The organism is Streptomyces sp. NPDC059456, assembly GCF_042750055.1.
Classification (GTDB): domain Bacteria; phylum Actinomycetota; class Actinomycetes; order Streptomycetales; family Streptomycetaceae; genus Streptomyces.
Window position 1 is genome coordinate 14,089 of the sequence record NZ_JBHYVA010000034.1, and the last position, 12,208, is coordinate 26,296.

14 protein-coding genes are annotated in these 12,208 nt (G+C 73.4%); 7 read left to right on the forward strand and 7 right to left on the reverse strand.

Annotated features, from left to right (window positions below; genetic code table 11):
* Positions 1-137: 137 nt before the first annotated feature.
* Positions 138-512 carry a VOC family protein gene (locus ACFXA3_RS05555; RefSeq protein ID WP_385182340.1) on the forward strand — a complete coding sequence of 125 codons (375 nt, stop codon included), beginning with the start codon at positions 138-140 and terminating at the stop codon, positions 510-512.
* Position 513: 1 nt separating this feature from the next.
* Here ACFXA3_RS05555 and ACFXA3_RS05560 read toward each other — a convergent pair whose 3' ends face one another.
* Both ACFXA3_RS05560 and ACFXA3_RS05565 read right to left on the reverse strand, forming a co-directional pair.
* Positions 514-1,188: an HAD family hydrolase gene (locus ACFXA3_RS05560; protein ID WP_385182344.1), complete on the reverse strand. Its 675-nt coding sequence runs from the start codon at positions 1,186-1,188 to the stop codon at positions 514-516.
* A gap of 52 nt (positions 1,189-1,240) precedes the next feature.
* A complete protein-coding gene (locus ACFXA3_RS05565; protein WP_385182347.1) occupies positions 1,241-2,545 on the reverse strand; it encodes a M48 family metallopeptidase in 1,305 nt (434 codons plus the stop codon).
* Between the two features lie 246 nt (positions 2,546-2,791).
* On the opposite strand from ACFXA3_RS05565, the gene ACFXA3_RS05570 reads away from it, so the two are divergent.
* The 4 genes from ACFXA3_RS05570 to ACFXA3_RS05585 all read left to right on the forward strand — a co-directional run bounded on the left by ACFXA3_RS05570 (position 2,792) and on the right by ACFXA3_RS05585 (position 6,860).
* Positions 2,792-3,760 (forward strand): NAD-dependent epimerase/dehydratase family protein, encoded by a 969-nt coding sequence (locus ACFXA3_RS05570; protein WP_385182349.1) that lies wholly within the window; start codon positions 2,792-2,794, stop codon positions 3,758-3,760.
* A 17-nt stretch (positions 3,761-3,777) separates the two neighbouring features.
* Entirely contained in the window at positions 3,778-4,662 is an 885-nt protein-coding gene (locus ACFXA3_RS05575) for an aldo/keto reductase (protein WP_385182352.1), read from the forward strand.
* An 82-nt stretch (positions 4,663-4,744) separates the two neighbouring features.
* Complete coding sequence (locus ACFXA3_RS05580) at positions 4,745-5,374, forward strand: class I SAM-dependent methyltransferase (RefSeq protein ID WP_385182354.1); 630 nt, start codon at positions 4,745-4,747, stop codon at positions 5,372-5,374.
* A gap of 181 nt (positions 5,375-5,555) precedes the next feature.
* Positions 5,556-6,860: a hypothetical protein gene (locus ACFXA3_RS05585; RefSeq protein WP_385182357.1), complete on the forward strand. Its 1,305-nt coding sequence runs from the start codon at positions 5,556-5,558 to the stop codon at positions 6,858-6,860.
* Here the strand turns inward: ACFXA3_RS05585 and ACFXA3_RS05590 are convergent.
* A complete protein-coding gene (locus tag ACFXA3_RS05590) occupies positions 6,802-7,695 on the reverse strand; it encodes a hypothetical protein (protein ID WP_385182359.1) in 894 nt (297 codons plus the stop codon). The genes ACFXA3_RS05585 and ACFXA3_RS05590 overlap by 59 nt on opposite strands.
* Before the next feature lie 86 nt (positions 7,696-7,781).
* On the opposite strand from ACFXA3_RS05590, the gene ACFXA3_RS05595 reads away from it, so the two are divergent.
* A complete protein-coding gene (locus ACFXA3_RS05595; RefSeq protein WP_385182361.1) occupies positions 7,782-8,699 on the forward strand; it encodes a DUF6891 domain-containing protein in 918 nt (305 codons plus the stop codon).
* 112 nt (positions 8,700-8,811) lie between these two features.
* Complete coding sequence (locus ACFXA3_RS05600) at positions 8,812-9,513, forward strand: nucleotidyltransferase domain-containing protein (protein ID WP_385182364.1); 702 nt, start codon at positions 8,812-8,814, stop codon at positions 9,511-9,513.
* A gap of 79 nt (positions 9,514-9,592) precedes the next feature.
* Here ACFXA3_RS05600 and ACFXA3_RS05605 read toward each other — a convergent pair whose 3' ends face one another.
* From ACFXA3_RS05605 to ACFXA3_RS05620, 4 genes are all read right to left on the reverse strand, one after another.
* Entirely contained in the window at positions 9,593-9,937 is a 345-nt protein-coding gene (locus ACFXA3_RS05605; protein ID WP_385182367.1) for a hypothetical protein, read from the reverse strand.
* A 67-nt stretch (positions 9,938-10,004) separates the two neighbouring features.
* Positions 10,005-10,433, reverse strand: coding sequence for a peptidoglycan-binding protein (locus ACFXA3_RS05610; RefSeq protein WP_385182369.1), 429 nt, complete (start codon positions 10,431-10,433; stop codon positions 10,005-10,007).
* Between the two features lie 94 nt (positions 10,434-10,527).
* Positions 10,528-11,913, reverse strand: coding sequence for a YcaO-like family protein (locus ACFXA3_RS05615; protein ID WP_385182372.1), 1,386 nt, complete (start codon positions 11,911-11,913; stop codon positions 10,528-10,530).
* Between the two features lie 4 nt (positions 11,914-11,917).
* Positions 11,918-12,064 carry a hypothetical protein gene (locus ACFXA3_RS05620; RefSeq protein ID WP_385182374.1) on the reverse strand — a complete coding sequence of 49 codons (147 nt, stop codon included), beginning with the start codon at positions 12,062-12,064 and terminating at the stop codon, positions 11,918-11,920.
* Positions 12,065-12,208 lie beyond the last annotated feature (144 nt).

Below are 12,208 nucleotides of genomic sequence, written 5' to 3' on the forward strand. Positions count from 1 at the left end.
GTGCCTTGGGCGGGGGGCCTCGGGGTCGCCCCGCGGGTGTTGGGGGAGCGCGGGCGCGGCCGCGCGCGCGGGGCCCGCGGCGGGCGCCGCGCGCGCCGCGCGCGCGGCCGAGGGACGAGGGACGAGGGGTGACGCAAGTGCTTCGAAGGCTGCAGGCGATCGCGCTGGACTGCGCCGATCCCGTACGGCTCGCCGCGTTCTACGCGGGTCTGCTCGGCGGCCGGGTGGTCCCGGATCCGGAGGATCCCGACTGGGTCGAGGTGCACGGGTTCGAGGGAACGCCGTTGGCCTGCCAGCGGGTGGACGGCTACCGGCCGCCCGAATGGCCGGGACAGGAGCGTCCGCAGCAGCTGCACCTGGACTTCGACGTGGACGATCTCGACGAGGAGGAGAAGCGGACGCTCGCCCTCGGCGCGACCGTGCTGGAGCGGACGGACCGGCTGCGCCCGGAGGCCAACTGGCGGGTCTACGCGGACCCGGCCGGCCATCCGTTCTGCCTCTGCCTCCACTGATTCACCCGCCGGGGCCGGCCGGACCCTGTCTGCCCGCGCCGATGACGTGGTCGATCGCGGCGGCCACGTCCTCCGCGGCATGGGTGGGCCGGTGGGAATCCCGGGGCCACGTCCGGCCGTGCGACACCCACACGCTGCGCAGCCCGAGCGCGTTCGCGCCGGCGATGTCCGCGTGTGCGGAATCGCCGATGACCCACGCGCCCGCGAGGGGAACACCGACGGCGCCCGCGGCAGCGCGGAAGATCCCGGGCTCGGGCTTCCCGCACCCGACCGCCTCGGAGATCACCCAGCCCTGGACGAGCCCGTCGAGTCCGGCGTGACGGATCTTGGCCTCCTGTTGGACGGTACGGCCGTTGGTGACGATCACACAGGTCCAGCCGTCGGCCCGGGCTTCGCCCAGTGCCGCGCGGGCCCGGTCGGCCAGGACGACGCGGTCCGCGCCGCCCTGGTCGAGCAGGTCGCGGACGGCCTCGGCGGGCACCGCATCCCGGTACCGGTCGGTCATGGCCGCGGCGACATCACGGCGGGCGGCGTAGCCGCCGGCGTCGACGGCCATCACCCACGTGAGGTCGGCAGCGGGCAGGCCGTACTCGGCGAGGAACGCACTGACGGCGCCACGGAAGGCGGCGTCCCGGTCGACCAGCGTGTTGTCGAGGTCCAGCATCAGCAACGGCATGACCGGCAGTAGACCACGGGCGCCGACGGCCCTGCGCGGCGCCGCCTGCGGTTCAGCCCGCGTGGTCCCGGATGACTCGGGCGGCCAAGGCCGCGCGGGCCGGGGCCAGTTCGTGTGCCACCGCCGTGGCGCGGTCCTCGTCGTACGTGACCTGCGCCGGGTACGGGCCGGATGCCGCGGCGCACCGGCGGCGCAGGTGGGTGGGCGGATGGGTGCTGTCCACGCTGTGGCCGCGCCGGGCCGCGACCCTGCGCAGGCGCTCGTACTCGTGCTCCGGTACGGCGCCCATGCGCTGCGCCAGCCGCTCCCACAGGCCCTGCTCCGCCCCCTCGCGGGCCTCGCGTCCGGAGGGGCCACCCCGCATTCCGGCCGCCACCGACTCCCGGCGCAGCTCCGGACCGACCGCCGGGGCGATCAGCATGCGGTCCATCAGACCCGTCGCCGCCTCCGTGGAGCCGGCCCAGGCCGCGCTGACGTCGGCCAGGTACTCGGCACGCTGCGAGGCGCGCAGCGTCAGGTGGTCCAGGAGTACGAGCAGCCCGTAGACCGCCCATCGTGGCAGGAACGTCACGGCGTTCACGAACCAATCGAGGAGGCCGCGCGATGGGATCGGCGTCAGCATGTGGAACCAGGTGGCCAGCGCGTGCACCGCACCTCCCGTGACGAAGCCGCGGCGGGTGTCCCCGTGGGCGAAGTGCCCCAGCTCGTGGCCCAGCAGCGCCACCCGCTCCTGGGGCGGGAGGATCTCCCACAGGCCGAGGCCCAGCATCATCATGCGGTGTGCGCGCCAGCCGTACGTGGTCACCGCCGCGTTGGCTCCGGGATCCACCACCACGGCATCCACGCCGGCCGTGCCGACGACGGTTCCCACCTCGTCGATCAGCTCGAACAGCCGTGGTGCGTCGGCGCGGTACAGCACCGGCGCGTCCTTCGGCAGCCGCGGCGGCCGGGGCCGCAGCAGCACCGCGAGGCCGAGCAGCAGCGCGCCGAGCACGGGCTGCACGCCGGCGTCCCAGCCCAGCACCACCAGCAGGAGGCCGCTCACCGCCAGCACCACGGTCACCCCGTGCACCAACAGGGACAGCGCGAATGCCGACAGGGCCGCGGCATCGCGCCCCACGGGCCTGCTCCGGCCCCCGCCCCGCTCCATCTCGGCCGCGAGCTGCTCCCCGTACGCGTGCGCCAGTCTGCGCCGCACGGCCGGGATCCGGCCCGGTTCGGGGTCCGGTGCGCTCGGATCCACGTTCCAGTCGCACGCGGCACACCAGTCGACGTACCGCTCGTCCACCGGGACCGCTGCCCCGCACTCCGGGCACTCCCGCACGGACGTCGTCCCCGCGGCACTTCTGCTTTCCATGGTTCCCTCCCCGCCGCGGGCCGGAAGGGCCGCGGTCCGGGCAGCATAGGGCGCCCGCGCAGGCCGGTGAAACTTGGTTTGACCTGCACCGTTCTTTCCTCGCGGGCACAGTGGGGCCGGGCGTGGGCCGGGGTTGGGGTTGGGGTTGGGGTTCGGCGGGCCTTCATGAGCGTCGACAGTTTGGCTTCATACCCGTTCAGTAGATGATCACTTCTGCTGATGGCCGTGCGTGTCCAGGATGAGGGCATGCAAAGGATCTGCGTCATCGGCGGAAGCCGGTACTTCGGAAAGCTCCTGGTGGAACGTCTGCACGCCGCGGGCCACCAGGTCACCGTGATCAACCGCGGCTCCACCCGGCCGCCCGCCGGCGTGGAGCACGTGGTCGTCGACCGCAACGACGAGGCCGCGCTGACGGCCGCGCTCGGCTCCCGCACCTTCGACGTGGTGGTCGATCAGATCTGCTACACCCCCGTGCAAGCCGCCATCGCCGCCCGCGCCTTCGCCGGCCGCACCCGGCGCTACGTCATGACGTCGACGATCGAGGTCTACGACCCGGCGACCGCCGCGCTGCCGGCCGTGCCGCCGGGCGTGCGGGTGCCGGAGGGTTCCGTCGATCCCGCCGCCTGGGCCGTGGACCTCGGCCTTCCCTGGGACGACGACGCCTACCTGGAGGCGCACTACGCGGAGGGCAAGCGCCAGGCAGAAGCCGTCTTCACCCGCGCCGCCGGCTTCGCCTTCGCGTCGGTGCGCAGTGCGCACGTACTCGGCGGTGGCGCGCGGGAGTTCACCGGCCGGCTCGCGCACTACGTGGAGCGCATCGCGCGGGGCGGGGTGATCGCCGTGCACGCGAAGGTGCTGCCCACGGTGTTCATCCACCACGAAGAGCTGGTGGACCTGCTGCTGTGGGCGGTCGCGGCCGATTTCACCGGCCCGCTCAACGCCTGCTCCGAGGGGCCGCTCGACGTGTACGAGTTCACCGGGATCGTCGGTGCGTCGGTCGGACGGGAGCCCGTCCACCGGAGCGTCCCGGCGGGAGCGCAGGCGTCGCCCTTCTCTTTCGACCGCCATTACGCCATGAGCAACGCCCGTGCGAAGCAGCTGGGCTTCGCCTTCTCCCGTACCTCCGACTGGCTGCCGGGCGCCGTCGCCGAAGCCATTGCCGGAGCCGCCACCGAAGTCGTCGCCGAAACCGCCGCCGAACCCGTCACCGCCTGACGAACGGAGCCACCGCCGTGCAGTACCGCACCATCGCAGACACCACCGTCAGCGCCATCGGCCTGGGCGCCATGCCCCTGTCCATCGAACACCGTCCGGACGAGACCCGGGCCATCGCCACCCTGCACGCCGCCCTCGACGCGGGTGTCACGCTCATCGACACCGCCGACAGCTACCACTGGCACGCCGGCGAGGCCGGCCACAACGAGTTGCTGATCGCCCGCGCCCTGGCCCGCTACGGCGGCGACACCTCCGGCGTCCTGGTCGCCACCAAGGGCGGCCGCGGCCGTCCCGGCGACGGCAGCTGGACCGTGGACGGCAGCCCGGACCACCTCAAGCGGGCCGCCGAGGCCTCCGCCCGGCGCCTGGCCGTCGACGCCATCGGTCTCTACCAGGTGCACAAGCCGGATCCCGCCGTGCCCTGGGCGGAGTCGGTCGGCGCGCTGCGCGAACTGCTCGACGCCGGCACGATCCGCGCCGCCGGCATCTCCAACGTCACCACCGCGCAGATCCTCGAAGCACACGCGATCCTGGGCGACGGACTGGCATCCGTGCAGAACCGGTACTCGCCGGCCGTGCGCGACACCGAAGCCGAGCTGCAGTTGAGCACCCGGCTGGGCCTGGCGTTCCTGCCCTGGAGCCCCTTGGGCGGCATCTCACGCAGCTCCCTCGACGGCCCCTCCGGCCCCACCTCCGCCGGCACCGCGTTCCATCGCCTCGCGGACGACCGCGGCGTCAGCCCGCAGCAGATCGCGCTGGCATGGCTGCTCGCCCGCTCCCCCGCGGTGATCCCGGTACCGGGAGCCGGCCGCCCGGCCTCCATCACCGACTCCGCCCGGGCCGCGGACCTCGACCTGACCGCGGAGGAACTGGCGCGGCTCGATGCCGCGCCGCCCGCCTGAGGCCCGCCCTCGCGCCGCGCGTCCGGTCCGGGCCGGGAGGGCGGCGTCCCTGCCGACGCGCAGCGTGGTGTTCACTCCTCCCGTGACGGAACACCACGACACGACCCGGGCCGCCTACGACGGGGTCGTCGACCTCTACGCCTCGATGTTCGCCGACCGGCTGGAATCACGGCCCTTCACGCGGAACATGCTCGCCACCTTCGCCGAACTGGTGCGCGGGGCGGGGAACCCGCGCGCGGCCGACGTCGGGTGCGGACCAGGACATCTGACGGCCCTGCTGCACGAGCTGGGACTGGACGCCTTCGGGCTCGACCTCTCCCCCGCCATGGTCGACCACGCCCGCCGGGCCCACCCGGCGCTGCGGTTCGACGAGGCCCGGATGGAAGCCCTGCCGATCCGGGACGGCGCGCTCGGCGGCGTCCTGGCCCACTACTCGATGATCCACACCCCGCCCGGGGAACTGCCCGCGCTGCTCGCCGAGCAGGTGCGGGTCCTGGCGCCCGGGGGCCTGCTCCTCGTCTCGTTCTTCGCGACCGACGGGCCGGAGCCGGTCCGCTTCGACCACAAGGTGACGCCCGCCTACAGCTGGCCGGTGGACCGGTTCGCCGAGCTGCTGGCCGCAGCCGGCCTCGCACCGTTCGCCCGGCTGCTCCACGACCCGGCCTCCGAGCGGGGCTTCCTCGACGCCCACGTACTGGCCCGCCGCCCGTAGCGTCACGGCCCGCGGCTACAGCGCAACCACACAGCCGCGAAGCCGCGCAACCACACGGCCGCGACGGAGCCGGAGACCGGTCGGGCCGCGGAGTCGGATGCCCCGCCGATGCGTCCCGTACCGCAAGGAGCAGCGATATCGCATGGCGAACCGTGCTCCCGGTCGGGCAGGGTGCGGGGTGATGAGCCATCACGACGATACGTCCCGCACCCTGTCGTACGCCCGCCACGACAGCCTGGAAGGGCTGCTGCAACGCGGCCGGGGCCTGGGCGCCGTACGGGCCCGGCGCGATCCCGGGGCCGCTGCCGCGTACGTGTACGACGGCGTTCGGCGGGACTGGACGTGGGACCACCAGTGCGACACCCGCCGCCCCTACCAGGCGCGGCTGATCAGGGACCTGGGGCTGTCGCCGGCCCCGGTCGTCGGCCTGCTGGCGGGGGACGAGGAGCAGTCGGCGCGTGCCGTCGACGCGCTGGAGCTGCTCGCCCTCGCCGGTTCGGACGAGGCCCGCGAGGGGCTCCGGGCGTACGTACGGGAGGGCGAGCACTGGGTCTACGCACTGGAGTCGGTCTCGGCCACCTGGCCGGCCGAATGGTGGGAGGACCTGGGCCACGTGGCCCGTGCCCGGATCGGCGCAGCGGACCACCTCCCGTGGTCCGACGAGCCGTGGACCCGGTTCGGGATCGACGTGCCGGACCGCCGGCCCGTTCCGCGGCGGCCGTCGTCGGACGGCATGAGCGACGAGGAGCTGCTCGCCTCACTGGCCGACGCCCGCACGGAGTTCCAGGCGAAGGCCGACGCACTGCGCGCGCTGGCCGGCCGGCGTCCGGCCGAAGGGCTGATCCCGCTGGTGCCCTCGCTCGGCACCGAAGACGACCGCCGCCCCCTGCCCTGCCTCCTGCGGGCGGTCGAGCGTCTCGGAGACCTCGCCGTGCCGGCGGCGCGCGGGTGGGCCGTGGACGGGCGGCAGTGGCTGGCCCGGCTGGGCGCGGACGTCCTGGCCGACCACCCCGGGCCCGAGGCGCTGCCGGGACTCCTGGCCGAACTCACCGGGCAGTGGGAGGCGCGCGTCTGGTGCGGCCCGGACACGACGGCGAAGCGACTGGCCCGCTTCGGACCGGAGGCCGCCGGTGCGGCGCCCGTCCTGCGCCGCTTCTGGCTGCACACCCCGCACTCGTACGAACGGGCCGACTACCTGGAGGCACTCGCCGCCATCGACCCGTCCGGGCCGCACGACACGTACGACACGTACGACGACATGTACACCGAGTCGCTCGGGGACTGCGAGGACCGGGCACGGCTGCTGGGGATCGCCTCGGCGCGCCCCCGACCCCACGTCATGGACCGCATCGCGGCGCTGCGCGACGACCCCATGGAGACACCCGAGGTACGAGCCGCCGCCGAAGCCCGGCTGACCGCGGCCGGCGCTAGCGGGGACGCCGCTTCGACAGTACGGCCGTCTCTCCGGCATCCGGATCGCCCATGAGTACGAAGAGTTCCGGGTGCCGGTCCGTTCCCGCCACTTCCCAGTTCAGGTTCGCGCTGCGGCAGCCGGGGATGGACAGGTCGACGCCCGCGCGGTGACCGTGGGCCGCTTCCTGGGGTTTCCACGTCCCGTGGCCGGAGCAGTGGTCCACGACCTCGAACCCCTTGTAGACCGGCAGTTGCTGTGCCGTCACCTCGCCCTGGGGGCCGAGTTCCAGGTGGACTCCGTCGCCCGCCCACTCGCCGACGTAGTCTGCGCGGGCCAGGACCGGCGGCTGGTACGCCGGCGTGGTCAGCCCGAAGGCGAAGGCGGTGACCACCGCGGGCGCGATGAGAACCAGGGCCCACCGTCGCGCCCTGACCTTCGGCACCAGCCGCATCCGCGCGTACACGGAGGCTCCTACGGGGAGCACCCCGAGGGCTGCGATCCAGCCGAACGTGGCGGCGTACGCGGTGCCGGCGATCCACGAGACCGGTACGGCGTACCCGGCCGCGAGCAGAACCACCGAGGGCGCTGCCCACCATGGCGCGGGAATCCGCGTGCGCACGCCGACCGCGTTCGATGCGACCATCACCGGCGTGGTGAAGAGCAGGCTGTGTACGAAGCCCAGCGCCAGGCCGATGCACGGCCCGAGGACCACCTGGACGAAGAGCCAGAAGAGCACCGCGATGGCGCCGCCGTACCCCCGGCCGTAGGGCTCGTCCGCCAGCGCGGCGAGCTGCGCGTACAGGGCCGCACAGATCAGCTGCACTCCTCCCACGACCTCGGCGCCCGGCGCGATGGCGCTCCGGTCATGGGTTCTCCGGCGTTCCGTTGTGCCGACGCGGTTCCGCATGACGAGCCCCCGAATATTTCTTGAACACGTTCAATCGATGTGCACCCTACACCCCTGCTGTCGGACGGGTGTGCCAGAGTCCGTGCATGTTCGAGATCGTGGTGAAGACGGAGAACCGTGAGCGACACGTCCGCGTGTCCGCCGAGGAACTGGCCGGGCTGGTCCGGCGGATCGGTGGCGACGGCGACAGGTTCCTGGTGCTTCAGCGGCTGCCCGACCTGCCCGACGTCTTCGCGCAGGTCTGGCACGAGGCCGGTGGCGGCTACACCCTGGAGTACCGCGACGGCGCCCCTGACCGGCACTTCGAGACGGTGACCGACGGTCCCGGGACCGTGATCGCGACGCTCGCCGGCTGGGCCCGCCGGGAAGCCGGCTGGGAAGCGCGCCTGGCTTGGTCGTTGCTGGACATGGGCCCCGTCCACGAGGTGCCGCCGCTCGACCTCGGCGACGACCGGCGGGCGGAGTTGGAGGGGCGCGTCCGCGAGGTGCTCGTCGACGGGTACGCCTCGCGCGCCGAACTGGCCGAGCTCGCCGAGGAGTACCTGGTCACCCCGGAGCACCGGCCCGTTTCGCCCGAGCAGGCGCAGGCGCTGGCCGACCGGTTGTGGCTGGAGCGGGTGGCGGAGCAGACCGCATGGGAGGGCGAGACCGACCCCGAGCGGCTGACCCGCGCGTTCACCGCCCTGGAGGAGGCCGGTATCACCGCCCGCGAGAACTTCACCTGCTGCCGCAGCTGCGGCCGGTCCGAGATCGGCGGCGAAGGCGGCACCGACGCCCGCGGCTTCGTCTACTTCCACACCCAGTGCACGGACTCCGCCGCAGCGGGGCACGGTCTGATGCTGCTCTTCGGCGGCTTCGACGACTCGGCCGGGACGACTGCGGCCATCGGCCACGAGGTCGTGGCCGCCCTCGAAGCAGTGGGCCTGCGTACGGAGTGGGACCACGACCCGGACCGGGCCATCACGATCACCCCACTCGACTGGCGCCGCCGACTGGTCGGCTAGGGACGGACCGGCGGCGATCTCGGCTCCTGATCCTCGGGCATCCGGGAGTTCGGACGAGGCGCACCCCGCACCCGCCGTCTTGCGAGACCGCCGCCGGTCGTACGCTGCGATCATGGATGACCCCGTGCTGACCGCCCGCGCACTGGTGCAGGAACGTTTCCCCGCCGCCCGGGCCGCCTTCCTCGCCGGCAGCGTGCTGACCCACCACCGCACACCCACGTCCGATCTGGACATCGTGGTGCTGTTGGACGGGCCGCCCGCCCCCAGCCGGGAGAACCTGGTGTACCGCGGCTGGCCGGTGGAGCTGTTCGTACAGACGGAAGACGTCTGGCACGGCTTCGCCGACCAGGAGACCGCGAAGCGGAATTCACCGCTGCTCGCCATGTGCGCCGACGGGATGCTGCTGGTGGACACGGACGGGCTGGGCGCTTCGCTCCAGGACAAGGCGCGAAGGCGCTGGGCGGCGGGCCCGCCGCCGCTCTCGGACCGGGAGCTCGACCATCAGCGGTACGTACTGACCGACCTGCTCGACGACCTGCGCGGCTGCACGGACCCCGTAGAGCGGGCATACCTGCTCTCGCACATGCTCCAGCGCGCCTCGGAGCTGGCCCTCCTGGTCGGCGGGCACTGGCTCGGCGGAGGCAAATGGCTCTCGCGGCGGCTGGCCGTGGCCGACCCCGGGGTGCACCGCGCGCTGTCCGAAGCAGCCGTGCGGGCGATCACCGCCGGGGAGACGAAGGACTTCGCCGAGGCGGTGACACGGGTGCTGGACCTGGCCGGCGGTCCGCTGTGGGACGGATACGCCATCCGTTGAAACGGGAGGTGTGCGCAGCCGGCCGGACCGCCCCGGGAGGGGAGGCCCGGCCGGCCGCCGCGCGGCGTGGCGGCGCTGCTCAGGGGCAGCCGGTGGTGATGTTGATGGACACGACGGCGGAGCCGAGACCGAAGCTCTGACCCGGGCGGATCTGGTCGGTGTAGCCGCTGGCGTACTGCAGGTAGGCGCAGTCGTCGTGGCGGGCGTTGGTGACCCAGCGGGCGGTGCGGGTCTTGGCGCTGGTGGTCTGCCAGCCCGTGTCCTTGTACATCGTCAGGATGTTCTCGTTGGAGTCCTGGAAGCACACGTACGGCCACGGGCACGTCTGGGCGGCCGCGGCCGGGGACGCGGTGGCCGCGCTCAGGCCGGTGGCCGCGAGCACGCCGGTCAGTGCGACGGAGGCGAACTTCAGTTTCTTGAACATGATGGATCTACCTGAATTCGGGTGGAGTGGGTCGGGTCGGCGTGACGCGTCAGGGGCGACGGGTCGGTCAGTCGAAGTCGCCGGGGAGGTAGTTCCAGCAGTAGCCGCGGCCCGACAGGGAAGAGCCGTTGTAGCCCTGGTCACCCAACGTGAGCAGGCGCGAGCCGGTGGCCGGACCGACGACGCCGTCCTGGTCGACGCGGACCATCTTCTGGAACCAGCGGACGTTGGCATCCGTCTTCGGCCCCCACGCGCGGTCCTCGGCGAGGGTGCGGTAGGGCGGCGGCGTCGTGATGGTGCCCTGGGCGTAGAGCTGGTTCACGAGGAAGTTGATGTTGTGCTGCACGCACCACACTCCGTTCCCGGAGGTCGTGTGGCCGTATCCCAGATAGGGGGCACCCGGGGCGGCGCTCGCGGCGCTCGCCGTACCCAGCACCACGACCCCCGCCACCGCGAGAGCGGCGGCGTTCCTGACAAGCCTGGTCCCGATGGACATGAAGGGCAATCTCCTTAGCTACGCGCCCCATTCAGGACACGTGGCTTGATTGTATAGGTCTCCAGTTCGACGAAACGCAGGCCTTGACGGCTGCTCAGGAGTGCGGCATCGGGAAGGTGTTGAGGGCGGCTTCGGGGAGGTCCGAGGGGACCCAGCCGAGACGGGTGCCGGCCCGCCGGAGGCGGTGGGCGCCAAGGGCGGGGTAGGCCGCCGGGGCGGCGCCGGCCGTGCCCGGGACGATCGCGCGTACGGCGTGCATGCCCGCGGCCGCGGCCTCGGGGGCGGTGATGTCCACGGTGATGACCTCGTATCCGCGCGCACGGACCCGGTCGAGCAGGCCGCCGCCGTCCGCGTCGAGGCGCGGTACGTCGCTCCAGTGGCCGGGCGGGAGGTCCCACGTCCACGGCGCGACGCGGTCGGCTGCCCTGCGGTCCAGGTACAACTGCTGCTGGCACAGCTGCTCGACGACGTCCGACGCGTCCTCGCGGTAGGAGTCGAGGTAACGGCGGTCGGCGCGCCAGGGCTTGAGCGGGGAGGGCCGGCCCGGGGTCCGGACGGCCGCCGCGGGGTTGTCCAGCGTGCGGCAGGTCAGCTGGAGGGTGTACGCCTCGGCCAGCGCCTTGGCCGCGGCCTCGACCGGGTCGGAGCGCACGGCGAACCCGTACGTCAGCCAGCCCTCCGCGCGGCTGCGCACGCCGGCGGCGAGTACGGGGGCGCCGAACTCGTTCTCCAGGTACGTCAGGCGGACGTCGAAACCGCGGTCGGCGCCATCGGTCAGGCCGCGCAGGTACGCGGTCGGTTCCAGGGCCGGGAGCGGCCGGGCGTGGGCCCACCACACTGCGGCCGCGTCGCGTTCGACCACCTCCGCCAGCCCGGCGCGCAGCGCGTGTCGCGGGGTGGGGCCCGCGGCGGTGCCGCCCAGGGCGGGGAAGGCGTACAACGGCTCCGGCCGCTCGTGCGGCATCCGCCGCCAGGCCGTGTACACGAGGAAGGCGGGCACGTGCACGGGCTCGTCGCGGTCGGCGAATCGGCCTTCGATCCAGTGGGCGGGGGAATCCGGCAGGAAGGGGCGGAACGGGAAGCCGGGGGTCGCGTACTGGCGGGGCGAGTACAGGACGAGCCTGCGGGGGTCCAGCGCGGGGACGCCCCGGCGGGTCAACTCCGCGTGGCTCGCGTAGCGGAGCCGCTCCGGGGCGGGCGGTACGGAGAGGCAGAACCGTTCGACGGCTTCGCCCTCGGCGGAGCGGCGCGCCTCTTCGGGGCCGGTCCAGGAGGTGCCGAACGCCTGCCGGTCGGCCTGCCACGGGCGGTCCGGGCCGGGGTCGGCGAGATCGCTGACGGCCAGGTGGAGGGCGGGCGGGGTACCTGCGGGGGCGGTGAGGACCCGGGTACGGGTGACCACGGCCGGGTGCGGGCCGGTGCCCGGCGCCGGACGGCGGTCGCCGTCCGGGCCGGGCTCCTGCGTACGGGTGGGTGTCATCGGCTCACACGTACGCGGCGACACAGTTGTTGACGACGAACTCGTCGGCGTCGACGTAGGCGGCGACGCAGTTGTTGACGACGAACTCGTCGGTGTCGACGTAGGCGGCGACGCAGTTGTCGACGATGAACTGCTCGTTCATGAGGTTCATGACGCGTTCCCTTCGGTGGGGGTTCCCCGTCCGGGTCCGGACGGGGCGGGTGGGAGCGGCGGTGTGCCGCTCCCGTCCCGGTCGGGGGGCGGGGGCGCCGGGCGGTAGTGGGTGTGGGGGGGGGGGGGCCGCGGGCCGCCGCGG

Excerpts from the sequence above, each read along its gene's own strand:
- ACFXA3_RS05620 (WP_385182374.1), bottom strand. The coding sequence starts at position 12,064 with ATGAACCTCATGAACGAGCAGTTCATCGTCGACAACTGCGTCGCCGCC.
- ACFXA3_RS05615 (WP_385182372.1), bottom strand. The coding sequence starts at position 11,913 with ATGACACCCACCCGTACGCAGGAGCCCGGCCCGGACGGCGACCGCCGT.
- ACFXA3_RS05595 (WP_385182361.1), top strand. The coding sequence starts at position 7,782 with ATGTTCGAGATCGTGGTGAAGACGGAGAACCGTGAGCGACACGTCCGC.
- ACFXA3_RS05605 (WP_385182367.1), bottom strand. The coding sequence starts at position 9,937 with ATGTTCAAGAAACTGAAGTTCGCCTCCGTCGCACTGACCGGCGTGCTC.
- ACFXA3_RS05565 (WP_385182347.1), bottom strand. The coding sequence starts at position 2,545 with ATGGAAAGCAGAAGTGCCGCGGGGACGACGTCCGTGCGGGAGTGCCCG.
- ACFXA3_RS05570 (WP_385182349.1), top strand. The coding sequence starts at position 2,792 with ATGCAAAGGATCTGCGTCATCGGCGGAAGCCGGTACTTCGGAAAGCTC.
- ACFXA3_RS05590 (WP_385182359.1), bottom strand. The coding sequence starts at position 7,695 with ATGCGGAACCGCGTCGGCACAACGGAACGCCGGAGAACCCATGACCGG.
- ACFXA3_RS05585 (WP_385182357.1), top strand. The coding sequence starts at position 5,556 with ATGAGCCATCACGACGATACGTCCCGCACCCTGTCGTACGCCCGCCAC.
- ACFXA3_RS05560 (WP_385182344.1), bottom strand. The coding sequence starts at position 1,188 with ATGCCGTTGCTGATGCTGGACCTCGACAACACGCTGGTCGACCGGGAC.
- ACFXA3_RS05600 (WP_385182364.1), top strand. The coding sequence starts at position 8,812 with ATGGATGACCCCGTGCTGACCGCCCGCGCACTGGTGCAGGAACGTTTC.
- ACFXA3_RS05610 (WP_385182369.1), bottom strand. The coding sequence starts at position 10,433 with ATGTCCATCGGGACCAGGCTTGTCAGGAACGCCGCCGCTCTCGCGGTG.